Origin of the sequence: Thermomonospora cellulosilytica (genome assembly GCF_014138835.1) — a bacterium.
GTDB classification, from domain to species: domain Bacteria; phylum Actinomycetota; class Actinomycetes; order Streptosporangiales; family Streptosporangiaceae; genus Thermomonospora; species Thermomonospora amylolytica.
Genome location: NZ_JACJII010000001.1, coordinates 5,941,757 through 5,967,386 on the forward strand (window position 1 = coordinate 5,941,757; position 25,630 = coordinate 5,967,386).

A 25,630-nucleotide genomic window follows, 5' to 3' on the forward strand; every position below is an offset into this window, starting at 1 on the left:
CCGGTTCCGCCTCCCCGTCCCACCCCGGAGCACGATGTGAGAAGAGCCCTGCACCGCCTCGCGTCCTCGTCCACCGCACTGGCCGCCGCCGCCGCGCTCCTGGTCGCCGCGTCCCCGTCCGGGCACGCCGCCGCCCCGGGGCATGCGCGCTCCCAGTGCCCCAACGGGTACGTCGCGCTCACCTTCGACGACGGGCCGACCCCCGCAACGCTGCCGACGCTGCTGAGCAGGTTGCGGGAGGCGGGCGCCCGGGCGACGTTCTTCAACCAGGGCGACCGCTCCCAGGCCCGTCCCGACCTGGTCCGCGCGCAGCGGAGCGCCGGGATGTGGATCGGCAACCACACCGTCACCCACCCCCACCTGACGCAGATCGGCGAGCCGGCCGCGTTCCAGGAGATCCTGGGCGCGCAGCAGATCCTGCACCGGATCACCGGGGAGTGGCCGACGCTGTTCCGGCCGCCGTACGGGGAGACCAACGAGCAGATCAGGCGGCACGAGGCCCGGCTGGGGCTGCTGGAGGTGCTGTGGACGGTCGACTCCCGGGACTGGGCCGGCGCCACCACCGCGGAGATCGTCGCGGCGGCGCGCACCCTCCGGCCGGGCGGCATCATGCTGATGCACGACTGGTCCCAGGCATCGGTCGACGCCGTCCCGCAGATCGTGCGCGAGCTGCGCGCCCGCGGGCTGTGCACGGGCCGGATCGTCTACACCCCGCAGGACGTCCCGTTCGGCGACACGGTGTTCCACGCCGTGGCGACGGCTCCCTGAGGCGGCCGGGATGACTCCGCGTTCGGTGCTCTCCCGTTCGCTCGGGCCGGTCCTCACCGCCGGCGCCCTCGTGGCCGGGCTGCTGGCCGCGGGGTCACCGGCCGCGGCGGGCGGCGCGGCCGGGCACGGTGACCGCGGCTGGGTGGGGACGTGGGCCGCGTCCCCCACCACCGTGCCCGAGACCGGCACGGCGGTCTTCCAGGACCAGACCCTCCGGCAGATCGTCCATGTCAGCACCGGCGGAAGCGCGGTGCGGGTGCGGCTGTCCAACGAGTTCGGCGAGCGGCCGCTGGTGATCGGCGAGGCCCGTGTCGCCCGGGGCGACGGCGAGGCTCCCGAGCGGATCGCCCCGGGCGGCGACCGGCGGCTGACCTTCGGCGGCCGGACGTCGGTGACCGTCCCGCCGGGCGAACGGATCCTCAGCGACCCGGTCGCGCTTCAGGTGCCCGCGCTGTCGGACCTGGCGGTCAGCATCTACCTGCCGCGGCGCACGGAGGGCACGACGATCCACGCCTCGGCGTTCCAGCAGAGCGTCGTGGCCGCCGGGAACGTCACCGGGGCCGCCGAGGTCGAGGCGTCCTCGGTGATCGAGCAGTGGTACTTCCTGACCGGCGTGAGCGTCCGCGGGCCGGAACCCGGACCGGGACGGGCGGGCGCCCGCGGCTCGATCGTGACGCTCGGCGACTCGATCACCGACGGCGCGATCACCGCCGTCAACGCCGACCACCGCTGGCCCGACCATCTGGCCCGGCGGCTGCGGGCGGCCGGGCTCGGGCATCTGGGCGTCCTCAACGCCGGGATCAGCGGCAACCGGCTGCTGCACGACGCCAAGGCGCCGCCCGGATCGGAGGCCGAGGCGTTCGCGGCCTACTTCGGCGAGGCGGGGCTGCGCCGCTTCCGGCGCGACGTCGCCGCCCAGCCCGGCGTCCGGTACGTGATCGTCCTGCTCGGGATCAACGACATCGGCCAGCCGGGGAACGTGGCGCCCGCCTCCGAGGAGGTGTCCGCCGCGCAGATCATCGACGGGCACCGGCGGCTGATCGCCGCCGCGCACCGCCGCGGGCTGCGGATCTACGGGGCCACGCTCACCCCGTTCGAGGGCGACACCCTCGGCTTCCACAGCCCCGGGCGGGAGCGCAGGCGGCAGGCCGTCAACCGGTGGATCCGGACGAGCGGCGCGTACGACGGCGTCATCGACTTCGACGCCGCCGTCCGCGACCCCGCCGACCCCGGCCGGCTGCTCGCCCGCTTCGACAGCGGCGACCACCTCCACCCCAATGACGCGGGCATGGAGGCCCTCGCCGCCGCCGTTCCGCTCCGGCTGTTCCGCTGACCCCTCGACCGCCGCACGCCCATGGAGATCCGCGTCTCCATGGGCGTGCGGCCATGGCGGACCCGGCCGCAGGCGATGTCGGAGACCGTCTCGCCGGGCTCCGGGCGTCCCGGTTCTCCGGCGGGAGACGCGGCTCCGCCCCGGGAGCGGGCGGTCAGGACTCCCGGTGGTGGTTCTCCCCCGGCCATGCCTGGGCCGGCTCGTAGGCGTCCGGGTCGACGCCCGGGACGGTCTGCTCGCACCACACCACCTTGCCGGCGGCGGTGCGGCGGCTCCCCCAGCGGTGCGCGAGCTGGCTGACCACCAGCAGGCCACGGCCGTTCTCGTCGTCGTCGTGGGCGTGCCGCAGCCTGGGCAGCGCCGCGGACCGGTCCAGGACCTCCAGCACCAGGGTGCGTTCCAGCAGCATCCGCAGCTGGATCGGTCCCGGGGCGTACCGCAGCGCGTTGGTGATCAGCTCGGAGGCCAGCAGCTCGGTGGTGTAGGACAGCTCGTCCAGATCCCAGCGGTTCAGCTGGGTGCGCACCAGCCCGCGGGCGCGCTTGACCGCGGCCGGGTCGGCGGGCAGCGTCCAGGAGACGCGGCGGTCGGCGGGCAGCCGGCGCAGCCGGGCGATGAGGACGGCGATGTCGTCGCGGTGGTGGTCGGCGTAGACGCCGCCGAGGGTGGCCTTGGCCAGGTCCTCCATCGGCCGGTCGGCGCTGTCGGGGCCGAACACCTCGCGCAGCCGCTCCAGGCCGTCGTCGATGTCACGGCCGCGGTTCTCCACCAGGCCGTCGGTGTAGATGACGAAGACGCTGCCGTCCTCGACGTCGAAGACCCGGCTGGTGATCGCGCCGCCGGACACCCCCAGCGGCGGGGCGGGCGGCACCTCCAGGTACTCGTTGGTGCCGTCGGGGCGGACCAGCAGCGGCGGCAGATGCCCGGCCGAGGCGATCTCCAGGGTGCCGGTGCCGGCGTCGTACACCGCGTAGACGCAGGTGGCGAAGTGCGGCTCCTGCTCGCCGAGCTCGATCATCAGCTCGTGCAGCACGTGCAGCGCGTCCGCCGGGGCGAACTCCAGGTTGGCCAGCGTGTGCAGGGCGGTGCGCAGCCGGCCCATGGTGACCGCGGCGCGCACCCCGTGCCCGGCCACGTCGCCGACGATCAGGGCGACCCGCGCGCCGGGCAGCGCGATGGACTCGTACCAGTCGCCGCCGACCTCCACCAGCTTGCTGCCGGGCAGGTAGCGGTGCCGGACCTCCACCGAGGAGGGCGCCGACAGCCGGTTGGGCAGCAGGCTGCGCTGCAGGGTGAGGGCGGTGGCACGTTCCCGGCTGAACAGGCGGGCGTTGTCGATGACGATGGCGGCGCGGGCGGCGAACTCCATGCCGATCTCGACGTCGTAGCGGTCGAACCGGCGGTAGCCCGGCACCCGGGTGCACACCAGCAGGCCGAGCAGGGTGCCGCGGGTGATCAGCGGCAGCAGCACCATCGAGGTCCCGGAGAGCAGCTCGGCCACCGGGGGACGCCGCCAGACCCGGGCGATCTCGGCCGCCAGCTCGGCGTCGACCTGCGGCAGGTGCACCGGCCGGCCGGTGTCCAGGCACTCCCGGTACGGGGTGCCCGCCGGATACACCAGAACCTCGCCCTGCGGGAAGGTCGCCGGCCACATGGCGTTGCCGTCGTCGGAGGTGACGGCCAGCCGGCGCAGCACCGCGTCGCCGGACTCGGCGTGCACCTCGTCGGCGGCGACCAGGCTCTCCAGCACCAGCACCGTCGCGGTGGTGCAGAAGTGCGGCACGATCACGTCGACCAGGCCCTTGGCGGTCTGGTCCAGGTCCAGCGAGGCGCCGAACCGGGTGAGCGGGTCGTCCAGCAGCGCGCGGCGCATCCGCGCCGGGTCCTGGAACCGCTCGCCGGCCGGCAGCGCCACCCGGATGTGCAGCAGCGCGGTGGGGGCGGGCCCGGCCTCGGCGGCCACCAGCGGCTGGGCGGTGACGACGGCGTCGGTCCGGGTCTCGTCGGCGCGGCGCACCGGCAGCACGGCGGTGCGCTCCTGGCCGGCGGCGACCGCCTCCAGCAGGCCCTCCAGGTCCCGCCTGGCGTCGTCGGCGACCAGCGACCCGGTGAGGCGGCCGAGCAGTTCCTCGGGCCGGTGCCCGAGGACCGCGGGGGCGTTGCCGCCGCACTGCACCACCCGGCCGGACCGGTCGATGCCCAGGACCAGGGTCCGGGAGTCGGAGTCGGCGGCCGGCACTGGTCCCGTCCGGGCCCTCCCTGCGCGGGGTGGCGGCACCTTAGTCACCTCTGCTCCTGCCCACCGATCGTGCAACGGCTTCCAAGCGCTCAGTATGGGGCATAGCCCGCCGTGGAGGGAGAAGATCACACCGATGGGCGGGGCGCCCCGGCGGGCCGGGGTCTCCCCCGGGCGGAGCGGTTCAGGCGGCGATGCCCCGCAGCAGGGCGTCCACCACTCCTTCGGCCAGCCGTTCGGCGGCGCCGGCCGGGTCGGCGGGGGGCGGCGCGGGCACGCGTCCCTGCAGGGTCATCGCGCCGACCAGCATGGTGACGGCGACCTCGATGTCCAGGTCGGGGCGCAGCTCGCCGGTGGCGACGCCGCGCCGCAGCACCCCGCGCACCACCTCGCGGCGCGGCTCGATGACCTCCTGCCGGTAGCGGGCCAGCAGTTCGGGATGCCTGTCGAAGCCGCCGAGGACGTTCCACACGCACCGGCTGCGCCTGTCGGTGTGGTCGGCGCCGATGGACCGGGCCAGCGTCAGCAGGTCCTCGCGGACCGACCGGCCGGCCAGCTCGGGAAGGGGGTGCTTGAGGGCGGCCAGCGCGTCGACGATGAGCCGTTCCTTGTTGGGCCAGCGCCGGTAGACGGTGGTCTTGCCGACCCCGGCGCGCGCGGCGACCGCCTCCATGGAGACACCGGCCACGCCCGCCTCCTCGGCGAGCAGGTCGAGGGTGGCCTCCAGGATGGCCTTGTCGGCGCGGGCACTGCGCGGCCGGCCCGGCCGGGCCGGGACCGGGCTCGTCTGGGGCGTCGCCGTCACGCCTTCATTAAAGCCGCTGACCGACACGGGCGGCTCCCGGCTCGGGCCCCGACGGCTCGGGCTGCGGGGCGTTCCTGCCCGGCATCCAGCGCATGACCAGCAGGGCGCCGAGGAACGCCACGATCGCCGAGCCGAGCACGGCGACGTGCATGCCGTGCACGAACGCCTCCCGCGCCGGGGCGACCAGCGCGTCCCCGGCCGGGCCGAGCCCGTTCGCCAGGCCCAGGGTGCCCTCGATGGACTCGCCCGCGGCGTGCCGGACGTCCTCGGGGACGCCGGCGGGCAGCCGGTCCAGCGGGCCGCGCATCTCGCCGCGGTAGACCGAGGCGACCAGTGAGCCGAGCACCGCGACGCCCATGGCGACCGCGACCTGCCGGGCGGTGTTGTTGATCGCCGATCCGGCCCCGGCCTTCTCGCGCGGCAGCGCCGACATCACCGACTCGGTGGCCGGGGGCATCACGTTGGCCATGCCGGAGCCCTGCACGAACGCGACCACGCCGAAGATCCACAGCGGGGAGTTCCCGTCGCACAGCTGGTAGCCGAGCATGGCCGCGGTGACCAGCAGCATCCCGGTGGTGCACACGGCGCGGGCCCCGTACCGGCGGACCATGGCGGCGCTGCCCGGGGAGAAGATCAGCTGCGCCGCCGCGAACGGCAGCATCATCAGGCCCGCCTGCAGCGGGGACAGGCCGCGCACCGACTGCAGGTAGAACGAGCCGAAGAAGAACACCCCGGAGGTGGCGAAGAAGCAGAAGGCGATGGAGCCGACCGCCACCGACAGCCGCGGGTCGCGGAACAGCCGCACGTCGAACGCGGGGTGGTCGGTGCGGGCCTCGTGCCACGCGAACAGCGCGATCACCGCCAGCCCGGCGGCGATCGGGCCGAGCACCACCGGCTCCAGCCAGCGGCCGCGCTCGCCGCCCTCGATGATCCCGTACGACAGGGCGACCAGCCCGACGATGGACAGCAGCACGCCGAGCGGGTCGATCCGGCCGGGGGCGGGGTTGCGCGACTCGGGGACCAGCCACAGCATCCCGGCCAGGCCGACGGCGACGATCGGCACGTTGATCAGGAACACCGAGCCCCACCAGAAGTGGTCCAGCAGCAGCCCGCCGGTGACCGGGCCGATCGCCACGGCCAGCCCGACCGCGCCGGACCAGACGCCGATGGCCCGGCCGCGCTCGCGGGGGTCGAACACGTTGGTGATGATCGACAGGGTCTGCGGCATGATCGCCGCGCCGCCCAGGCCCATCAGCGCCCGCGCCGCGATGAGCTGCTCGGGATTCTGCGCGTACGCCGAGGCCAGCGAGGACAGCCCGAAGACCGCCATCCCGGCGACCAGCACCCGTTTGCGGCCCAGCCGGTCGCCGACGACGCCGAAGGTGAACAGCAGCCCGGCGAACACCAGCGTGTAGGAGTTGATCGACCACTCCAGCTCGCTCTGCGTGGCGCCCAGCCCGCGCCGCGGGTCGGCGATGGTGCGCAGGGCGACGTTGAGGATGGTGTTGTCCAGCACGACCACCAGCAGGCTGAAGACCAGGACGCCGAGGATCGCCCAGCGGCGGGGATGGCCGGTGTGCTCCGTGGCCGGGTGCGTCGTCACGGTGCTCCTCGTTGGCTTCGGCACGGTCCGGTGGGGGGGTCGTCACCACGATACGCTACGGAACCGTTTCGATATTCCGGGGGCCTGCCGGCACGGCCGCCCGAGGAATGTTCCGGGGTACCGAATCCGTTTTGTCCGTGGGATCATCGATTCCGTCCGGGTACGCCACCGTGGCGCCTCGAGACCGGAGGTTCGCATCCATGTCTTCTGCTGCCCCCAGCACCGCCCCCGACGCCAACGCCCTGTACGGCGGCAAGGCCGGCGACCGCAGGGTGACCGTGCGCGACATCGCGGCCGCCAAGCGACGCGGCGAGAAGTGGCCCATGCTGACCGCCTACGACGCGATGACCGCCCGCGTGTTCGACGAGGCCGGCATCCCCGTCCTGCTGGTCGGCGACTCGGCCGCCATGGTGGTGTACGGCTACGACTCCACCATCCCGGTCACCGTGGACGACCTGATCCCGCTGACCGCCGCGGTCGTGCGCGGCTCCCGGCGGGCGATGGTGGTGGCCGACCTGCCGTTCGGCTCGTACCAGACCAGCGTCGCCGAGGGCCTGTCCACCGCGGTGCGGTTCATGAAGGAGACCGGCGCGCACGCCGTCAAGCTGGAGGGCGGCCGCCGGGTGCTGCCCCAGGTCGAGGCGATGGTCGCGGCCGGCATCCCGGTGATGGGCCACCTCGGGCTCACCCCGCAGTCGGTGAACGTCTTCGGCGGCTACCGGGTGCAGGGCCGCGGCGAGGCCGGCGAGGAGCTGATGGCCGACGCCAAGGCGCTGGAGGCGGCCGGCGCGTTCGCGGTGGTGCTGGAGTGCGTGCCCACCGAGCTGGCCGCGCGCGTCACCGCCTCGCTGTCCATCCCCACGATCGGCATCGGCGCCGGTGACGCCTGCGACGCGCAGGTGCTGGTCTGGCAGGACATGGCCGGGCTGACCCCGCGCACCGCCAAGTTCGTCAAGAAGTTCGCCGACGTGGCGACCGTGCTCGGCGACGCCGCCCGCGCCTACGCCGAGGAGGTCGTCAGCGGCGCCTTCCCCGGCCCCGAGCACTCCTACCGCTGATCCGGCTCCGCTCCACCCCACCCCCGGACGGACGGCCCGGCCAGACCGGGCCGTCCGTTCCGTTTCTCACACGTCGGTGACGCGCAGGCCCGCGTGGGCCTTGTAGCGGCGGTTGATGGAGATCAGGTTGGCGGTGAACGCCTCCACCTGGCGGGCGTTGCGCAGCCGGCCGCCGTAGATGCCGCGCATGCCCCCGATCCGGCCCGCCAGCGCCTGCACCGTGTCGGTGGCCTCCCGGTCGTCGCCGAGCACGAGCACGTCCAGTTCCATCTCGGCCACCTCGGGGTCCAGCAGCAGTTTGGCCGACACGTGGTGGAACGCGGCGACCACCCGGCTGTCGGGGAGCACCGCCGCGGCCTGCTCGGCCGCGCTGCCCTCCTCGACCTGGAGCGCGAACGCGCCGCGCTTGTCGAAGCCCAGCGGGTTCACGCAGTCGACCACGATCTTCCCGGCCAGTTCGGCGCGCAGCGACTCCAGCGTGGCCCTGTGCCCCTCCCAGGGCACCGCCACGATCACCACGTCGGGCTCCGCGGCGGCCACCGCGTTCTCCGCGCCGCGGACCGACAGGCCCAGCTCCTCGGCGGCCTGCCGGGCCCGCTCGGCGTTGCGGGAACCGATGATCACCTGGTGGCCGGCCATCGCGAAACGGCGGGCCAGACCCTTGCCCTGGTCGCCGGTGCCGCCCAGGATGCCCAGGGACAGACCGCTGACGTCCGGGAGGTCGTAGGGCGTCTTCTGCTCACTCATGGGACGATCCTCCCAGTTCGCGTCCGGCGGCGGACGGGCGGGCTCGCCCGTTCGGCCCTCCCGTGCGCCCGCGCTGCGGCACCATGGGGCCGTGGACGCCGACCAGGTCGCGATGCTGCGCGAGGTGCTGGCCGCCACCGGCTGGCTGGAACGGACCGGGGAGTTCGCCCGGGCGCTGCGGACATCGGCGCGCGGACCCGGGAGCCTGCTGCTGGTGGGCACTCCCGCCGACGAGCCCTGGCACATGGCGGCGCACCTGGACGACGAGAGCCGCCTCAACCACATCCCCGAGCTGTCCCCCACCCTGGTGCGCTGGTCCCCGCCGCCGCAGGCCCCGCCGCACCTGCGGATCGGCCTGGAACGGCTGGAGACGGCCGGGCGCGGCGAGGCGCTGTTCGTGGTCGCCGAGGACCGGGCCCCCGTCCCGCTGCTGGAACGGGTCGACGACGCGCGCCGCGGCGGGGCGACGATCCTGACCCTGGACGGCGGCGACCGCGAACTGGAGGGGCTGGCCCACGAGGCGCTGACGATCCCGCCGCGGGACCGGCTGCTGTCGTTCGACGGCGCCCAGCACCTGGTCAGCGCCGCCGCGGGCGCGCCGCCGGAGCGGCGCCGCGGCCTGCGCGACCGGCTGGCCCGCGTGCTGGAGCGGATCAGCGGCCCGGTCGTGACGGACTGACCCCGTTCACCCCGGGGACGGCCCCGGGCCCCTCAGTCCTCCTCGTCCCGGGCGTCCCACGCCTTGTTGCGCGCGCGGGCCCGGTCCAGGGCGCCGGCGGCCTCGGCCTCGGTGGCGTACGGGCCCATCCGGTCCTTGTTGGGGCAGCCCGCGCCGTGTTCCACCCGCAGGTGCTTGAGGCAGAACCACCAGTCGTCAGCGGAGAGTTTCACCGATACCTCCCGAACCTCGCCCGGTGCCCACAGTGGTGCCCGCATCGGGGCAACTACACTCCAGTGGCATGACGACCCAACTCCGGCCCGGCCGCGTCTCGCCGATGCGCAAGGTACCCCCGCACATCGCCCGCCCGGAGTACGTCGGGAAGAAGCGCCCGAAGACCGGTGAGCCGGACGTCAAGTCCCCCGAGATCATCGAACGGATGCGGGTCGCCGGCAAGATCGCCGGGCAGGCGCTGGCGGAGGTCGGGCGGCACGTGCGGCCCGGCGTCACCACCGACGAACTGGACCGGATCGGCCACGAGTTCCTGCTCGACCACGGCGCCTACCCGTCCACGCTGGGCTACCGCGGCTTCCCCAAGTCGCTGTGCACCTCCATCAACGAGGTGATCTGCCACGGCATCCCCGACGACACGGTGCTGCGCGAGGGCGACATCGTCAACGTCGACATCACCGCCTACATCGACGGGGTGCACGGCGACACCGACGCCACCTTCCTGGTGGGCGAGGTGGACGAGGAGTCGCGGCTGCTGGTGGAGCGCACCCACGAGGCGATGATGCGCGGCATCCGGGCGGTCGCCCCCGGCCGGGCCATCAACGTGATCGGGCGGGTCATCGAGTCGTACGCGCGCCGGTTCGGGTACGGGGTGGTGCGCGACTTCACCGGGCACGGCATCGGCACCACCTTCCACTCCGGGCTGATCGTGCCGCACTACGACGACCCCGCCGCCACCACGGTCATGCAGCCGGGGATGACGTTCACCATCGAGCCGATGCTGACGCTGGGCACCATCGACTACGACATCTGGCCGGACGGCTGGACGGTGGTGACCAAGGACCGCAAGCGGACCGCGCAGTTCGAGCACACGATCCTGGTGACCGAGGACGGTCACGAAATCCTCACCCTTCCCTGACCGCCGGGCGGGTAGGAGATCAGCGCCAGTCCCCCCTCGCCACGGGAGCCGTGACGCATGACCTCTCCAGCGCCGTACGAGCCGCGGGTCCCCTCCGACACGATGTCGCCGGGCCGTGCGGCGCTCAGCGTGACGTGGGCCTCGCTGCCGTTCCTGTCACTGGGGTGGGCGACGCCGTTCGTGTTCGCGGGCGCGGCGATCTGGCGGCGCAGCGGCCATCTGATGGTCGCCACGGTGCTCTACCTGGGGCTGTTCATGCTGCAGGTGACGCTGCTGCCGGCGATCGACACCGACCCGGGCGCCGAACGGCTGTACGGGGCGTGCCTGCTGACCCAGATGATCGCGGGCTGCTTCCACGCGTTCCTGGTGCGGCGGCGGGTGTTCGACCCGGAGGGGACGGCGGGGCTGGCGGGCAACGAGCGGGCGATCGAGCTGGTGCGCCGGCGGCGGCTGATGCGCGCCAAGGCCCGGGAGCTGGCGGCGCAGGACCCCGGGCTGGCCAAGGAACTGGGCGTCGGGCGGCCGGACCTGCCCCGCCGCTACGACGACGGCGGGCTGATCGACGTCAACCACGCCCCGGTGCAGGTGCTGACCCGGCTGCCGGGCGTCACCGAGGAGATGGCCCGCCGGATCGCCGAGGTCCGCGCGCAGACCGGCGGGTTCATGTCCGCCGAGGAGCTGTCCACCCTGGCGGGCCTGCCGCCCGCGCTGACCGCCGACCTCGCCGAGTACGGGATCTTCCTGCCCTGACGGGCCCTCCCCGGGGATCCGCCCGCCGGACCGGGAACCGCCGCCGCTCCGCCGCGTCCAATCCTGGTGAGATGGCCGGTGCCGGGCGTGCCGCTCCCCCGTGGGGCGCCGCGCCGGTTACAGTCCGGCTCGTGGTGATCATTAGGGGGAATGCCCCATGATGGGCCGAACGCACGCCCTCAGCGGCGCGGTGGTGTGGCTGGCCGCGGTGCCGGTGCTGTCCCAGGAGCGCTGGCTCGGCGACTTCGCGGTGTCGCTGTCGCCCGCGCAGGTGGCGGCGGGCACGGTGGTCTGCGCGGGCGCGGCGCTGCTGCCCGACGTCGACCACCACAACGGCCGGATCGCCAACACGATCGGGCCGGTCACCAAGTTCCTGTGCAAGTGGGTCGGCAAGGCCGCCGGCGGCCACCGCCAGGCCACCCACTCGATCCTGTTCGCGCTGGCGGCGGGCCTGGTGATGGACCTGCTGGCGACGCACGTCGAGTACGCCTGGTGGGTCGCGCTGTTCGTCACCGTGGGCTTCGGCCTGCGCGGCATCGGCCTGGACTTCGAAAAGCACGAGGTCTGGTCGTCGGTGGCCGACTGCGCGGTGGCGGCGCTGGCGGTCTGGTGGATGAGCACCCTGGACATGAGCTTCGCCGGATACGCGGTGACGCTGGGCTGCCTGGCCCACATAGCCGGCGACTGCCTGACGCCCCGGGGCTGTCCGGTCTTCTGGCCCGCCAGGTGGCGCCTGGACATCCCGCTGGTCCCGCGCACCGACGGCAAGGTCGAACGCTGGGTGGTCGGCCCCGCCCTGACCCTGGGCGCCGCCATCCTCGCCGTCCGCTCGGTCCTGGGCGACGTGGCCGTCAAGTGGCTCAACACCGGCTGACCCCACAGAAAGCCGACCCCACAGCAACCAGGGACGACCCACCCCTCAGTCGGCCGGAGCGGAGCCTCCAGGCGGAGCTCCGGCCGACTGAGCGCGGTCCGGGCACCGCAGCCGCCCCCGGCGGAGCGAGCCCCCAGGCGAGCGGAAGCGGGGCGGCGAGGATGCCCGGATCCGCGCGCGGGGGGTGTGGGGGGTCGTCCCCCCACAGGTGACAGGTTCGTTCAGTAACGCACCACCAGGGCGATGCGGGCGTGGTCGACCAGGAAGCCGTCGGAGACCAGGGTGACCTCGCCGCCGTACTCCAGGACGGTCTCGATGACGCGGTCCACGGCGTCCTCGACGGCGTCGCCGTGCGGGCGGTCCACCGGGATCAGCGCGCCCTCGGCGGAACGGACGGCGGGCGCGTAGTAGCCGCGTTCGACCACCAGGTGGGCGCCGCGGCCCTCCTCGGCGAGACGGGCGACGTCCGCCAGGCCGGAGGCGTACCGGCGCAGGCTGCGGGCGGCCTCCAGTTCGGTGAGCACGGCGACCTCGCGCAGGTCCTCGTAGGCGGCCAGCACCGGGTGGACCAGCTCGGCGAGCTCGGCGGCGCCGGCGTCGTGGTGGTCGCCGTCGACGCGCCCGGCCAGGATGATCGAGCCGTGTGCGGCCTCCTCGAAGAACGCCTGGTCGCGGGTGGTGCCGGCGACGATGACCGGGCGCGGGTCGCGGCCGTTCACCCGGCCCAGCGCGGCGGTGACCGCCCGGTGGAAGTCCCGCCCGGCGTCCGGCCGGCGGGCCATCGGGAACGGCCCGCCGACGACCTCGGTGAGGCCGCCGGGCCGGCAGTCCCACAGCCGGGTGCGGTCGGCCAGCACCAGCAGCCAGTAGCGGGTGGTGCGGGTGTGGGCGGCGACGAGGTCGCGGGTGGCGAAGGTGTGGTCGACGACGACGCGTTCCTCCACCGGCGGCTGGTCGAGGGTGAACGCGTGGCGTTCCCCGTCAGGGGCGGCGTACAGCGCCACGCCCTCGCGGGCGTGCCCGAGGTCGATCCGGTCGGCGGCCTGCCGCAGCCCGCCCATCACGTCGTCGACGGTGGCGGGCGGCACCCGGGGGTCGTCCTCGAGCCGGCGGCGGGCCTCGGCGAGCAGGTCGCGCAGCCGGTCGGGGTCCGGGTGTCCGGACGGTCCCCGGCGGTGCACGGGCAGCAGCACCGAGACGGCCGGGTAGGGGCGCGGTTTGCGCAGCTCCGAGAGCGTGACGGCGTCCATGATCCCCCGATCGGATCGGTTCGGCTCTGCTGGCACCTTTCTAACAATTCGCAGGTAAACGACGTGTAAGCCGCCGTCGAGGATCGCCGCCGCACGGCCCGGGGCGCTTCGCCGGGCCGGCCGGTTGAAGCGCGTCCGGCGGGGATGAGTGCCCCGGGAGGTGTGCGATGAACGGAGGACTCCGTCGCGCGTCGGCCGCGGGCCTGACGGTGCTGCTGGGGCTCGGCGCGGCCGCCGGGTGCACGCGGGAGGAGAGGCCGGCGACCCGGGCGGGCGGCGCGGCGACCACGAGCCTGGCCCCGGCGCAGGGGGCGGCGCAGCTGGAGCAGCAGTACGAGCGGGTGATCCGGACGGTGCTGCCGTCGGTGGTGCAGATCGACACCGGGACCGGGGAGGGCTCCGGGGTCGTGTACGACACCGCCGGCCACATCGTCACCAACGCCCATGTGGTCGCGGGGGCCGAGCAGGTCCGGGTGGTCCCGGCCAGCGGCGGGCGGCCGATCCCCGGCACGGTGGTGGGCGCGTTCGCCGCCGACGACCTGGCGGTGGTCAGGGTGAACGGCGGGAACCTGCCCCCGGCCGCGTTCGGCGACTCCACGAAGGTGCGCGTCGGGCAGATCGTGCTGGCGATGGGCAATCCGCTGGGCCTGTCGGGCAGCGTGACCCAGGGCATCGTGTCGGCGACCGGCCGCAGCGTCACCACCGGCCGGGAGGGCGACTTCCCCGGCTCCACGATCGCCGACGCGATCCAGACCAGCGCGGCGATCAACCCCGGCAACAGCGGCGGCGCGCTGGTCACGCTGAGCGGCCAGGTGATCGGCATCCCGACCGCCGCGGCCGGCAACCCGCAGGGCGGCGCCGCCCCCGGCATCGGGTTCGCCACGCCCAGCGCCACCGTCAAGCGGATCGTGCCGCAGCTCGTCCGGCAGGGCCGGGTCACCGACTCGGGCCGCGCCGCCCTCGGCGTCACCGTCCGCACCGTCGTGGACCTGCGCACCGGCGAGCCGGTCGGGGTGGGCGTGGTCTCCGTGAGCCGGGGCGGCGGCGCCGAACGGGCCGGCGTCCGGCCGGGCGACGTGATCGTGCGGGTGAACGACGTCCCCACCCCGACCCAGGCGGCGCTGTCCCAGGTCCTGGCGGGCCTCGACCCCGGGAACGTCGCCAGGGTCGTCCTCCTCCCGGGCGGCAGTGGCGAGGAACGGACCGTGGACGTCACCCTCGGCGAACTCCCCGGCGACTGACCGGCCCCGGCGCCCTGAGGCGCCGGCCTTCGGCGTGCTCAGGCGTGCTCAGGCGTACTGCAGGTCGGCGACGGCGATGCGGTCGCCGGTGACGGTGAAGTCGTAGTGGGCGCGCCATCCGCCCGATCCGGACGGCGCCCAGTGGACCAGGAGCCGCTGGCCGTCCGCCCGGTTCCCGGCGATCGACAGGACGCGCAGGGTGCCGCCGATGACCTCGGCGTCCGCCCAGGCGCGGATGGCGTCGCGGCCGGCGATCGTCCGCGACACGTCCACCACCCTGCCGTCCGGGGCGAACGCGTCGACCAGGGCGTTCAGGTCACGGCGGTTGACGGCGTCGACGTACGCCCGCGCGGCCGGGTGGACCCCGGCGACCGCCGTGGAAGGTGGCGTGGGAGAGGCCGAGGACTGCGGGGACGGCTGCTCCGAGCACGCCGTCCCGGTCAACGCGGCGGACAGGAGCAGTGCGGGCAGGGCGAGGCGGCGGCGTTCGGACATGGCGGCCCACGCAGTCGGTGAAGTGGTCGTTCTCCTCGGCGCAGTCGTAGGCGAAGTGCTCGCGCAGGCCGTCAGGGCCGCCGCCGGGAGGGCGTGCCGCGGCCTCATGCGTTGCCTCCGAGGAGGGTTCCGCCGGCGGGCTCGAGGCGGGCGAGCACCTCGTCGATGCGGGCGAGGGTGTCGGGGTGCAGGCCGATGTGGGCGGCCTGGAGGTTCTCCTCGATGTGGGCGGGGGTGCGGCTGCCGGGGATGGGGACCACGTCCGGGGCCTGGTGCAGCAGCCAGGCGAGGGCGAGCTGCCCCTGGGTGATGCCGAGGTCGGCGGCGATGGCGCGCAGCGCGGTGTAGGCGTCGTTGTTGGCGGCCAGGTTGGCGTCGGCGAACCTGGGGTTGTTGCGGCGGAAGTCCCCGTCCCGGACCGAGCGGACGGTGCCGGTCAGGAATCCGGCGCCGAGCGGGCTCCAGGCCACCACCCCGACGCCCAGTTCCCGCGCGACGGCCAGCAGGTCGGCGTCCACCGGCCGCCACATCGACCATTCGGCCTGCACGGCCTGCACCGGGTGCACGGCGTGCGCGCGGCGGAGCTGGTCGGCGGTGACGTTGGACAGGCCCAGATGGCGGACGAGACCGTCCTCGACCAGTTCGGCCACCGCGCCCACGGTGTCCTCGATCGGCACCTGCGGGTCGGGGAAGTGCGGGTAGTACAGGTCGATCACGTCGGTGCCGAGGTTGCGCAGGCTGGCCTCGGCGTAGCCGCGGACGTACCGGGGCTCGGCGTTGACGGCCAGCTCGCCGAACGCGAACCCGACCGGGAACGTGTGGGCCTCGGCTCCTTCGGGGATCCGGAACCCGAACTTGGTCGCCACCGTGATCTGCTCGCGGCGGCCCTTCAGCGCCCGGCCGACCAGCCGTTCGTTGTGGCCGTCGGCCCCGTAGCCGTCGCTGGTGTCGACGAACGCGGCGCCGTGGTCGAAGGCGTGCCGCAGGGCGTTCAGCGCCCGGTCGTCGTCGATCTCGCCGTACATGCCGGGCGACAGCACCATCGCGCCGAACCCGATGGCCGGGACCTCCAGCTCGCCGAGCCGGCGCGTGGGCAGGGTGTCGATCTGCTTCTTCGTCATGCGCCCACGATCGTCGCGTTCTTCCCGCGGCGTCCAAGACCTGTTGATATAACCGTTGGTTATGGACGCCCATCTGCGGGAGCTGCGCTACTTCGCCGCGGTCGCCGAGGAGCTGAACTTCACCCGGGCGGCGGCGCGGCTGTTCGTGTCGCAGCCCGCGCTGTCCAAGCAGATCAGGGCGCTGGAGCGCAGGCTGGGCTTCGAGCTGTTCGAACGGCGGCCCCGCGCCCTGGCGCTCACCGAGCAGGGGGCGGCGCTGCTGCCCGCGGCGCGGCGGATCCTGGCCGACTGGGACCGCGCGTACGCCGAGTGCCGGGCGATCGGGCGGCCCCGGACCCTGGTGGTGGGGATGCAGACGGCGGTGGGCCGCGACCTGCAGCGGCGGGCGATGGCCCGGTTCCGGGAACGGGCGCCCGGCTGGCGGATCTCGCTGCGGCTGGTGGGCTGGGACGACCCGTCGGCGGGCCTGGCCGACGCCACCAGCGACGTGGCGTTCGTGTGGCTGCCGGTGCCCGCCGAGGGCATCGCCGTGCACGTGCTGGCCCGCGAACGCCGCTGGGTGGCCCTCCCGGAGGGCCACCCGCTGGCCGATCACGCCGAGGTGCCGTTCGCCGACCTGCTGGCCGAGCCGTTCGTCGCGCTCCCGGAGCAGGCGGGGCCGCTGCGCGACTTCTGGCTGGCCGCCGGGCACCGCGACGGCCGCCCGCCGGTGATCGGCGCGGAGGCCACCGCAGCCGACGAGGTGTTCGAGGCGGTGGCCTCCGGCCTGGGCGTCGCGCTGGTCGCCGAGGGCAACGCCGCCCTCTACCGGCGCCCCGGGGTGGTCTGCCGGCCCGTCACCGGCCTGCCCCCGGCCGAGCTGGCGGTCGCCTGGCGGGCCGACGATCCGCGCCAGGCCCCGCGCGCGTTCGTCGCCTGCCTGCGGGAGGCCGCCGAGGGCCGGGGCGTCACAGACGCTCGCGGAGCTCGCGCTTGAGCACCTTGCCCGCGGCCGACACCGGGATCTCGTCGGTGAAGACGATCTCGCGGAGCTTCTTGTAGGGGACGACCTTCTCGTTCACGTAGGCCATCAGCTCCTCGGCGGTGACCTCGCCGGACTTGACCACGAACGCGGTGGGCAGCTCGCCGGCCCTGGGGTCGGGGCGGCCGACGACGGCGGCCTGCGCGACGGCGGGGTGGGTGAAGAGGATCTCCTCCAGCTCGCGCGGGTAGACGTTGTAGCCGTTGTAGATCAGCATGTCCTTCTTGCGGTCGACGATGGACACGAACCCGTCCTCGTCGACCACGCCGATGTCGCCGGTGCGCAGCCAGCCGTCCTCGCCGAGCACCGCGGCGGTCTCCTCGGGCCGGTTGAGGTAGCCGACCATCACCTGCGGCCCCTTGACGCAGACCTCGCCCTCCGCGCCCGCGGGCAGGGCCGGGGTGGAGTCGTCGACCTGCTCGGCGTCGGCGGCCACCACCTTGACCTGCGTGTCGAACACGGGCACGCCGACCGTGCCGAGCCTGCGCTCGCCCGAGCGGTGCGGCGGGTTGGCGGTGGCGCCCATGGTGACCTCGGACAGCCCGTACGCCTCGACCACGGTGGCGTCGGGGAACTTCTCGTTCAGCTTGTGGAGCATCTCCACGGCCAGGGGCGCGGCGCCGGAGGAGACGGCGCGCACCGACGACAGGTCGCGGGTCTCGAACGACGGGTCGGCCATCAGCGCGGAGAACAACGCGGGCGCGCCGCCGAGGGTGGTGGCGCGGAACTTCTCCATGTCGGCCAGGAACGCGGGCACGTCCAGGCGCGGGTGGACGACCACGGTGGCGCCCTGCATCACCGGCATGTTGAGGTAGCCGATGGTGCCCATGGCGTGGAACCAGGGGGCGACGTTGACGATGACGCCGGTGCCGAGCCGGACCGGGTACTCCTCCTCGGAGCCGACCTGGTCGAGGGTCAGGCCGCCCTCCCCGTCGAGGGCCGGCACCGAGCCGCTGCCCCAGCAGGCGTACTGCAGGGCGTTGGTGACCACCTTCCGGTGGGTGATCATGACGCCCTTGGAACGGCCGGTGGTGCCGCCGGTGTAGGCGATGTGCGCCAGGTCCGCGCCGGTGTCGATCTCGACCTCGGGGAACGTGTCCGGCTGCCCCTCCCCCACCGCGGCGAAGTCCACCCCGCACTCGGCGAACGCGCCGTCGCACAGCCCGGTCACGTCCGCCGGGCCCTCGCCCAGCGGGGCGATGATCACGGTGCGGACCTTGGTCCGGTCCAGCGCCTGGGCGACCGGGGCGGCCACGAAGTCCAGCGTCACCACCGCGACCGCGCCGCAGTCGGCGAGCTGGAACGCCAGGTCGTCGGGCGGCAGCAGCGGGTTGCACGGCGAGAACGTGGCCCCCGCCAGCAGCGTCCCGTAGTAGGCGACCGGGAACTGGATGATGTTCGGCAGGTGCAGGGCCACCACGTCGCCGCGGCCGACACCGCGGGCCCGCAGGCCGTGCGCGAACCGCGCCGCCTGCCGGGCCAGTTCGGCGAAGGACAGGTCCCGCCCGGCGTAGTGGAACGCCGTCCGGTCGCCCCAGCGGCGGGCGGCCCCGGCGAGGATCGCGCCCACCGGAACGTCGGGGTAGTCCAGGGACCGCGGGAGGCCGGCCGGCCAGTGCGCGGGGTTGACCGCAGACGTCGCGCCCATCGTCGTCCTTTCACCAGGTGCCTGATCGTGACACCGCTCACAGCGGCAGGACCAATAGAATCGCGTTCGGTCACTGCGGCGCAAGAGTCGATCATCCCCTGGTCCCCGGCGTTCCGGCAGGTGGGATCGCTCTGCGGGGGTCCGGGACCGGCCCCGGGGGAACGAGGTCAGCGCAGGCGCTCGATCACCGGGCCCAGCGCCTCCATGTACGGGCCGTGCGCGGTGACGTAGGAGAACCCGTACCGCTCGCGCCGCTCCACCAGCTGCCCGGCGATCTGCTCGTGCGTCCCGATCAGCACGAAGGGGGACTCCAGCAGCTCCTCGGCCGTCATCATCGGCAGCCTCTCCGCCGCGACCTGCTCGGCCGTCGCGCGCCGGTCGCCGGTCACCAGCACCGCCTGGACGAGCACGCTGAACTCCACCTCGCCGGCCCGCTCCCCCAGCAGCCCGCGGACGAACCGCACCCGCTCGTCGGCCTCCTCGGCGGTGCAGATCCGGAACGTGCCCGGCGGCCGGCCCTTGATCTGGACGGCCCCGCCGTAGGCGACGATGTCGGCGTGCCGGGCCGCCACCCGCAGCACCCGCTCGCCGGTGCCGCCGACCAGCAGCGGCGGGCCCGACCCGTCGAACCCGTGCCGCTGCACCGGCTTGGCCTCCGCCAGCCCGAACTCCTCCGCCGCGGCCCTGCGCTGCTCGTAGCCGGAACCGGCGAACAGCCGTCCCAGCTCCTCGATGGTCCGCTCCATCCGTTCCACCCGGGCGCCGAACGGCTCCCACGGCAGCCCGGCGGCGTCGAACTCCCACTTCATGTGCCCCGCGCCCAGGCCCAGCTCGAGCCGGCCGCCGGTGACCCGGTCCGCGGTGACGACCTCGCGGGCCAGCAGATGGGGGTTCCAGAAGCAGACGTTGAGGACCAGGGTGCCGACCCGCAGCCGTTCGGTCGCGTCGGCGGCGGCCACCAGCGCCGGAAACGGCGCGGGACCGCCCAGATGGTCGGGCAGCAGGACGGTGTCGTAGCCGAGGCTCTCGGCCCTGCGGCAGCGCGCCACGAACTCGTCGCGCTCGGGGACGTCGAGGAAGTTGAAGCCGAACCGGAAATCTCGCATACCGGCCAGCCTTCCCGCCCCGCGCCGCGCTGTCAGGGGCCGTACGCCCGCAGCGGATCCGCTCAGGGCGCAGCGCCCGCCCCTTGACTCAGCGCGGCGCGATGAAACCGGTCTCGTACGCGAAGATCACCGCCTGGGTGCGGTCCCGGGCGTGCAGCTTGGCCAGCACGTTCCCGACATGGGTCTTGACCGTCTGGGGGCTGACGAACAGCTCCCGGGCGATCTCGGCGTTGGAGTGCCCCTTGGCCATCAGCCGCAGCACGTCGGCCTCGCGTTCGGTCAGCCGCCCGTGCCAGTCGGCCGTCCCCCCGCCGCCGCCCTGGCCGTGCTCGGCGGCCAGCGCCCGGATCGCCGCCGGGAACAGCAGGGTGTCGCCGTGCGCCACGATCCGGATCGCCTGCAGGATCTCCTCCGGCCGGGCCCGCTTGAGCAGGAACCCGCTGGCCCCGACCCGCAGCGCGTCGTAGACGTACTCGTCGTTCTCGAACGTGGTGACCACCAGCACCTTGGGCGGGTCGGCGGAGGCCAGCAGGGTGCGGGTGGCCTGGATGCCGTCCAGCTCGGGCATCCGCACGTCCATCAGCACCACGTGCGGGCGCAGCCGGGCCACCTGGCCGGGGACCTGCGACCCGTCCGCGGCCTCCCCCACCACCCGCAGGTCCGGCTCGGCGTCGATGATGGCCCGCAGCCCGGCCCTGATCAGCCGCTCGTCGTCCACCAGCAGCACGTCGACGGTCATGTCCTCGCTCCTTCACGCGCCCGCAGCGGCAGCGACACCTCCAGGTGCCACTCGCCGTCGTGCCGGCGGGCCAGCATCCGCCCGCGCAGCACGGTCACCCGCTCCCGGATGCCGTGCAGCCCCCGGCCGCCGCCCTGCCTGCGGGGCGGCGCCGTCTCGGGCAGCGGGTTGCTCATCTCGATCTCCAGCCGGTCGCCCGCGGTCCCGATCCGCAGCCGCACCGGCACCTTGCCCGCGTGCCGCAGCACGTTGGTCAGCCCCTCCTGGACGATCCGGTACGCCTCCCGGGACACCACCGCCGGGACCCCGTCCAGGTCCTCGCCGACCTCGGCCCGCAGCGTCACGCCCGCCAGCCGGGTGCGTTCCAGCAGCCCGTCCAGGTCGGCCAGGGTGGCCTGCGGGGCCTTGGCGGAGGCGTCCTCGCGCAGCAGCCCCAGCACGTGGTCCAGGTCCTCCAGGGCGCTGCGGGCCGACTCCTCGATGGCGGCCAGCGCCTCGCGGGCGAAGGCCGGGTCGGTGTCCAGCACCCGCCCGGCCGCGGCGGCCTGCAGGGTGACGATGCTGAGCGCGTGGCCGACCGAGTCGTGCAGCTCGCGGGCCAGCCGGTTGCGCTCGGCCAGCCGGTCGGCGCGGCGCTCGGCCTCGGCCAGCCGCTCGGCCCGCGAGGGGCCGAGGAAGGCCGGCGCCATCCGGGCCATCACCTGCCCGGTGATCACGATCAGGCCCAGCAGCGCCGCCGCCAGCAGCAGCCCGGCGAGCGGCGCCAGCAGCCGGCCGGCCAGGTCGTCGTACCGGGTCATCAGGGGGAACGCCGTCCCGTAGTCCACGAACGGGAACGTCAGCAGCACCAGGACCATCGGCGGCACGGCCAGGCTGATCCCGCTGATCACCACCCCGGTGTGCAGGTGCAGGGCGTACCAGCAGGCGGTGCGCAGCCGGGTGGGCCAGTCCGCGGACGGCTCGGCCGGGCGCTCGCCCAGCCGCCCGCCCACCAGCTCCCGGATCGCCGCCGACTCCAGCACCCGCACCGTGGGGACCAGGCCGGTGACGAACGTGCCCGCCGCCGACAGCAGCAGCGCCAGCCCGCCGGTGAGCAGCCCGCGCGTCGTGGGGTCGCCGGGCAGCGGGACGAGCGGCACCACCACCATGCTCAGGATCCAGTACGGCATGAGCAGCGCACCGCCCATGACCTGGTAGGCCCAGCGCCGCCAGGTGAGGGGTTGGAGGACCGACCGCCACAGCACGTTCCGATCCTGGCAGACCGGGACGGCCCGGGCCCTCCTGCGCGAGCACGGGTCCGCTCCCCCGTACGGGGGAGGCTAGCCCTCCTTGGCCGGCTCGCCCGTGGCGCCGGCCGCCTCGCCGGCCTTCGGGGCGGCCTTCGGGTCGGTCTTCGGGTCGGGCTGTGCGTCGGCCGCCGGGCGGTCGCGTTCGGCCAGGGCGGCCAGGCGGGCGTTGTAGGCGGCCAGCTCGTCCTCCTCCTGGCGGGCGACGGCCCGGTCGGCCTGCCGGTCCTTGCGGCGGGCGGTCCGCTCGTCGTCCAGGAACCACTGCCCCACCAGCGCCAGCAGCACGATGAACGTGGGGATCTCGCCGAACCCCCAGGCGATGGCGCCGCCCGAGTGCTGGTCGGCCAGGATCGAACCGGCCCACTCCGGATGCACCGACCGGTACCAGCCCTCGGCGATCGGCCGGCTCAGGCTCATCAGCGCGATCCCGAAGAAGGCGTGGAACGGCATGGTGGCCAGCAGCACCACCAGCTTGGCGGCGTGCGGGACCCGCCGGGGCTGCGGGCCGGAGCCGATCAGCACCCAGAAGAACAGCGATCCGGCCGCCAGGAAGTGGATCTCCATCGCGATGTGCCCCAGATGGCTGCGCATCGCGTTCTCGAACAGCGGGGTGAAGTACAGCGCGAACGTGGTCACCACGAAGATCGCGGCGGCCACCACCGGATGCGCGATCACCTTCACGTACCGGCTGTGCAGCAGGACCAGCAGCCACTCGCGGGGCCCCCGGTCGCCGCGGGTGGCGGCGGGCCGCAGGGCGCGCAGCGCCAGCGTCACCGGGTCGCCCAGCACCAGGAAGATCGGCGTCAGCATGCCCAGCGTCATGTGCTGGACCATGTGCATGCTGAACAGCACCGGCGAGTACCGCGACAGGCCGGTCTGGGTGACCAGCAGCATGGTCAGCAGGCCCAGGCCCCAGGCGACGGTGCGCAGCACCGGCCAGCGGTCGCCGCGCCGGCGCAGCCGGAGCACCCCGGCCGCGTACAGGCCGCCGAGCACCACCGCCAGCGCCGCGAAGAAGAAGTCGAACTTCCACAGCGTGGCCACCCGGCCCAGGGTGATCTCCGGCGGCACCGGGAAGCCGAGCAGCACCGCCGCCGCGTCCTCGTCGGCGGCCGGGGCGGGCGGGGCGGTCCGCGACAGCGCCACCGCCAGTCCCATCGCCGCGGCCATCACCGCGACCTCGACGGTGGCCAGCCGGGCGAACGCGCCGGTCCGCCGGTCGGCCAGGGCGGGCAGCGTGCGGCGGCGGTGCCACCAGCCGAACCAGCCCAGCAGCCCGAACGCGACGATCTTGGCCAGCGCCAGCCGCCCGTAGTCGCCGGTCAGCAACTGCGCCGGGTCGGGCAGCCGGGCGATCACGTTGGCCATCCCGCTGACCCCGACCGCGACGTAGCACCACAGCGCCATCCGGCTGTAGCGGTCGGCCATGGTCTCCAGCCGCCCGCCGCCGGTCAGCGCGTGCCGGCCGAGCATCGCCAGCCCGCCGACCCAGGGGGCGACGGCGGCGACGTGCAGGGCCAGGCCGGTGACCGCCACCGAGTGGTTGGCGGCCGAGGCGGCGTGGCCGGTCAGCGGCGGCGGCAGCAGCGCCACCATGGCCAGGGCCAGCAGCCCGAGCGCCCCGCCGGGGGTGGCGGTGGTGCGCGCCAGCAGCGCCACCACCACCGCCATCAGGACCACCAGCATCAGCGCGGTGCCCTGCGGCAGGTCCCCGACGTAGGTGCTCAGCCGGTTGCCGGTCAGCACCAGGTCGACCGGCTCGCCGAGCACGTCGGAGACGGTGAACACCAGGGTCGCCGCGGCGGCGGCCGCCCAGGCGGCGGCCAGCCAGGAGGCGGCCCGCAGATAGGTCAGCGCGTCGGCCGACAGCCGGCCCCTGCCGCCGGCGACCTCCAGCGGCAGCAGGAAGATCGCGGCCAGCAGCGCTCCCACGGTCAGCGCGGCGGCGACGTCCATCACCACCCGGGCGGCCGGCAGCCCCCAGCGGGTCGCCGTGCCCGCGTCGCCGAGCCCCGGCACGACCTGCTCGGCGGCGGCCCCGCCGACGATCATCGCGGCCACCAGCGCGGCCGCGGCCGCCGCGACGGCGATCGCGGCGGCGCGGGTCACCCGGACCAGGCCCTCACTCACCGGACGACGACCCCCTGCGCATGAACACGAACATGAAGCCGATGCCGATGCCGAGCAGCAGGCCGCTGCCGATCGTCAGCAACCGGGCCGCCCCGCCGGAGCCCTCCTCCCGTTCGGCCTCGCCGCGCGGCTCGTCGTCGGCGACGGGCCGCACGACGGCGGGCTGCACGGGCTGCGCGGACTGCACGGCCGGGACGGTGCGTTCGCGGGCCGCGGCGGGACCGGCGAGGACCGCCGTGAGGAGCAGCAGGGCCGCGGTGAGGGCGCCGAGACGCCCGACTGAGTTGATCATGGCAGCGACGGCGATCTGTGTGGGAGACAGGGCGTCACCTACCCTATTCGGCTTCCGCGGTGCCCCCGTGCGGTCCCCGCCGGGCGGCTCAGCAGTCGCAGCTGCAGCAGTCGCACCCGTCGCAGCAGTCGTGGCGGGTGCACCAGCAGCGCTTGCCGCAGCTCGCCTTGTGGTACTTGCTCCACCTCGGCTGGTAGAGCCCGCAGGTGCAGGTGGTGAGGGTGAAGGTGAAGCACGGGATCGGCAGGCCGGGACGCTGCGAGCCGCCGCCGTGACCCCAGCCGCCACCGCCGCCGCCGGACCAGCCTCCTCCCCCGCCGGGCGGAACGCCCGGACCACCGGGGGCGGGGTGCGGGCGACCGGCCTGCTGGTGGTGATGCGGAGGCGGGCCGTAGGGGCCCTGGGGCGGCGGGCCGTACGGGCCCTGCGGACCGCCGGGCGGCGGGTAGGCGGCGAAGACCTGCTCCACCGAACGCCCGATCTCCCGGTCCAGCAGCGCCCTGACCAGGCGGTCGTTCTCCAGGTCGAGGTCGGCGACGGCCAGCCGCAGCCCGTGCAGGGCGTCGTCGCAGTACCGGCGGGCCTCGGCCAGGCTCGTCCCGGTCGCGAGCAACGGGTTGTAGGCACCGGTGGCCTGGTCCTCCGCCAGATCCTCGACGGCGTCCACCAGGTGGGCGAGCCGTCCGAAGAACCGGCCGGCCTCCGCGAGGGCCTCGGCGTTGTGCGGCTTACCGGCCAGCACCGCCGTGTGCGCGAACGCCGCCGCCACCGCCGTCTCCGTCGGCTCGGTCAGCTCCAGCAGCCCCACGCCGCCGGTGCGCTCCAGCTCCGCCTGCCGGTCCACCGCATCACGCAGCACGGAGACGTCGAAGCCGAGCGCCGAGCCGGTGCGCGCCCCCGCCGCGTCCCACCGGTCGGCCAGCCGGGACGCCCCGGCGGCGACGAGCGGGCGGGCATAGCCCCTGTCCCGGTCCAGAACGTGGTCGCGGGTCTTGGCGGCGGCCAGCATGAGCGACACCGCCGCCGCCAGCCGCGCGCCCTCCGCCTTGGCGTCCACCACGTCCGCGGACCGCATCCCGCGCAGCGCGCACGGCCCCGCCTTGCGGTGCGGGGAGCGCTCCGCGTTCTGCGCCTCGGCCAGCACCGACACCAGCAGCCCGTCGTAGTTGGTCACCAGACGCGCCGCCTGACCGTGCTCGGCCCGCAACGTCAGGCACAGCCCGCACAGATGCGCCATCCACCCCTCGAACAGCGACCGGCACATCACATGACGGCACGGCCGCACGATTCCGAACACCCGGTGACCCTCTCTCTCC

Annotated in this window: 24 protein-coding genes; 9 read left to right on the top strand and 15 right to left on the bottom strand. The window is 74.5% G+C overall.

Annotated features, from left to right (window positions below):
- The first annotated feature begins 36 nt into the window (after positions 1–36).
- Together HNR21_RS28015 and HNR21_RS28020 are read left to right on the top strand one after the other, a co-directional pair.
- Positions 37–768, top strand: a complete 732-nt coding sequence (locus HNR21_RS28015) for a polysaccharide deacetylase family protein (RefSeq protein WP_220500327.1) — start codon at positions 37–39, stop codon at positions 766–768.
- Positions 769–778: 10 nt separating this feature from the next.
- Positions 779–2,101, top strand: coding sequence for an SGNH/GDSL hydrolase family protein (locus HNR21_RS28020; RefSeq protein WP_182707539.1), 1,323 nt, complete (start codon positions 779–781; stop codon positions 2,099–2,101).
- Between the two features lie 154 nt (positions 2,102–2,255).
- Here HNR21_RS28020 and HNR21_RS28025 read toward each other — a convergent pair whose 3' ends face one another.
- From HNR21_RS28025 to HNR21_RS28035, 3 genes are all read right to left on the bottom strand, one after another.
- Entirely contained in the window at positions 2,256–4,340 is a 2,085-nt protein-coding gene (locus HNR21_RS28025) for a SpoIIE family protein phosphatase (protein WP_182707540.1), read from the bottom strand.
- Positions 4,341–4,521: 181 nt separating this feature from the next.
- Positions 4,522–5,142: a TetR/AcrR family transcriptional regulator gene (locus HNR21_RS28030; RefSeq protein ID WP_182707541.1), complete on the bottom strand. Its 621-nt coding sequence runs from the start codon at positions 5,140–5,142 to the stop codon at positions 4,522–4,524.
- A 7-nt stretch (positions 5,143–5,149) separates the two neighbouring features.
- The gene (locus HNR21_RS28035) at positions 5,150–6,745 is read right to left on the bottom strand and encodes an MFS transporter (RefSeq protein ID WP_182707542.1); all 1,596 of its coding nucleotides are present in this window, start codon (positions 6,743–6,745) and stop codon (positions 5,150–5,152) included.
- A gap of 200 nt (positions 6,746–6,945) precedes the next feature.
- Between HNR21_RS28035 and panB the strand changes: the two genes are divergently transcribed.
- Positions 6,946–7,803, top strand: coding sequence for a 3-methyl-2-oxobutanoate hydroxymethyltransferase (panB, locus tag HNR21_RS28040; RefSeq protein WP_119729605.1), 858 nt, complete (start codon positions 6,946–6,948; stop codon positions 7,801–7,803).
- A 66-nt stretch (positions 7,804–7,869) separates the two neighbouring features.
- Here panB and npdG read toward each other — a convergent pair whose 3' ends face one another.
- Positions 7,870–8,550 carry an NADPH-dependent F420 reductase gene (npdG, locus tag HNR21_RS28045; protein WP_182707543.1) on the bottom strand — a complete coding sequence of 227 codons (681 nt, stop codon included), beginning with the start codon at positions 8,548–8,550 and terminating at the stop codon, positions 7,870–7,872.
- Positions 8,551–8,641: 91 nt separating this feature from the next.
- Here npdG and HNR21_RS28050 point away from each other — a divergent pair, with 91 nt between their 5' ends.
- The gene (locus HNR21_RS28050; RefSeq protein ID WP_182707544.1) at positions 8,642–9,229 is read left to right on the top strand and encodes a hypothetical protein; all 588 of its coding nucleotides are present in this window, start codon (positions 8,642–8,644) and stop codon (positions 9,227–9,229) included.
- A gap of 32 nt (positions 9,230–9,261) precedes the next feature.
- Here the strand turns inward: HNR21_RS28050 and HNR21_RS28055 are convergent, their stop codons facing one another.
- Positions 9,262–9,441, bottom strand: a complete 180-nt coding sequence (locus HNR21_RS28055; protein WP_233358618.1) for a hypothetical protein — start codon at positions 9,439–9,441, stop codon at positions 9,262–9,264.
- Between the two features lie 68 nt (positions 9,442–9,509).
- Here HNR21_RS28055 and map point away from each other — a divergent pair, with 68 nt between their 5' ends.
- From map to HNR21_RS28070, 3 genes are all read left to right on the top strand, one after another.
- Complete coding sequence (gene map / locus HNR21_RS28060) at positions 9,510–10,358, top strand: type I methionyl aminopeptidase (RefSeq protein WP_182707545.1); 849 nt, start codon at positions 9,510–9,512, stop codon at positions 10,356–10,358.
- A 57-nt stretch (positions 10,359–10,415) separates the two neighbouring features.
- Positions 10,416–11,108: a ComEA family DNA-binding protein gene (locus HNR21_RS28065; RefSeq protein ID WP_119729601.1), complete on the top strand. Its 693-nt coding sequence runs from the start codon at positions 10,416–10,418 to the stop codon at positions 11,106–11,108.
- 157 nt (positions 11,109–11,265) lie between these two features.
- Entirely contained in the window at positions 11,266–11,982 is a 717-nt protein-coding gene (locus tag HNR21_RS28070; protein ID WP_182707546.1) for a metal-dependent hydrolase, read from the top strand.
- 221 nt (positions 11,983–12,203) lie between these two features.
- On the opposite strand, the gene HNR21_RS36170 is transcribed toward HNR21_RS28070, so the two are convergent.
- On the bottom strand, positions 12,204–13,232 hold the full coding sequence (locus tag HNR21_RS36170; RefSeq protein ID WP_182707547.1) for a baeRF3 domain-containing protein: 1,029 nt from the start codon (positions 13,230–13,232) through the stop codon (positions 12,204–12,206).
- A 167-nt stretch (positions 13,233–13,399) separates the two neighbouring features.
- Between HNR21_RS36170 and HNR21_RS28080 the strand changes: the two genes are divergently transcribed.
- Positions 13,400–14,473 carry a S1C family serine protease gene (locus HNR21_RS28080; RefSeq protein WP_182707548.1) on the top strand — a complete coding sequence of 358 codons (1,074 nt, stop codon included), beginning with the start codon at positions 13,400–13,402 and terminating at the stop codon, positions 14,471–14,473.
- Between the two features lie 48 nt (positions 14,474–14,521).
- On the opposite strand, the gene HNR21_RS28085 is transcribed toward HNR21_RS28080, so the two are convergent.
- The gene (locus HNR21_RS28085; protein WP_182707549.1) at positions 14,522–14,968 is read right to left on the bottom strand and encodes a nuclear transport factor 2 family protein; all 447 of its coding nucleotides are present in this window, start codon (positions 14,966–14,968) and stop codon (positions 14,522–14,524) included.
- A gap of 104 nt (positions 14,969–15,072) precedes the next feature.
- Positions 15,073–16,089 (bottom strand): aldo/keto reductase, encoded by a 1,017-nt coding sequence (locus HNR21_RS28090; RefSeq protein WP_182707550.1) that lies wholly within the window; start codon positions 16,087–16,089, stop codon positions 15,073–15,075.
- Positions 16,090–16,150: 61 nt separating this feature from the next.
- Here HNR21_RS28090 and HNR21_RS28095 point away from each other — a divergent pair, with 61 nt between their 5' ends.
- Positions 16,151–17,065 (top strand): LysR family transcriptional regulator, encoded by a 915-nt coding sequence (locus HNR21_RS28095; RefSeq protein WP_182707551.1) that lies wholly within the window; start codon positions 16,151–16,153, stop codon positions 17,063–17,065.
- On the opposite strand, the gene HNR21_RS28100 is transcribed toward HNR21_RS28095, so the two are convergent.
- The 7 genes from HNR21_RS28100 to HNR21_RS28130 form a co-directional block, all read right to left on the bottom strand.
- Positions 17,037–18,758 (bottom strand): class I adenylate-forming enzyme family protein, encoded by a 1,722-nt coding sequence (locus HNR21_RS28100; protein ID WP_182707552.1) that lies wholly within the window; start codon positions 18,756–18,758, stop codon positions 17,037–17,039. The two genes, HNR21_RS28095 and HNR21_RS28100, sit on opposite strands and share 29 nt — an antisense overlap.
- 167 nt (positions 18,759–18,925) lie before the next feature.
- Positions 18,926–19,864 (bottom strand): LLM class F420-dependent oxidoreductase, encoded by a 939-nt coding sequence (locus HNR21_RS28105; RefSeq protein ID WP_119729595.1) that lies wholly within the window; start codon positions 19,862–19,864, stop codon positions 18,926–18,928.
- 88 nt (positions 19,865–19,952) lie between these two features.
- On the bottom strand, positions 19,953–20,603 hold the full coding sequence (locus HNR21_RS28110) for a response regulator (protein WP_182707553.1): 651 nt from the start codon (positions 20,601–20,603) through the stop codon (positions 19,953–19,955).
- Positions 20,600–21,847, bottom strand: coding sequence for a sensor histidine kinase (locus HNR21_RS28115; RefSeq protein ID WP_312881361.1), 1,248 nt, complete (start codon positions 21,845–21,847; stop codon positions 20,600–20,602). The genes HNR21_RS28110 and HNR21_RS28115 overlap by 4 nt, the downstream gene beginning before the upstream one ends.
- A 75-nt stretch (positions 21,848–21,922) precedes the next feature.
- Entirely contained in the window at positions 21,923–24,022 is a 2,100-nt protein-coding gene (locus tag HNR21_RS28120; protein ID WP_182707554.1) for a bifunctional copper resistance protein CopD/cytochrome c oxidase assembly protein, read from the bottom strand.
- The gene (locus HNR21_RS28125; protein ID WP_182707555.1) at positions 24,015–24,314 is read right to left on the bottom strand and encodes a hypothetical protein; all 300 of its coding nucleotides are present in this window, start codon (positions 24,312–24,314) and stop codon (positions 24,015–24,017) included. The genes HNR21_RS28120 and HNR21_RS28125 overlap by 8 nt, the downstream gene beginning before the upstream one ends.
- A gap of 88 nt (positions 24,315–24,402) precedes the next feature.
- Entirely contained in the window at positions 24,403–25,611 is a 1,209-nt protein-coding gene (locus HNR21_RS28130; protein WP_182707556.1) for a DUF5685 family protein, read from the bottom strand.
- Positions 25,612–25,630: the final 19 nt, after the last annotated feature.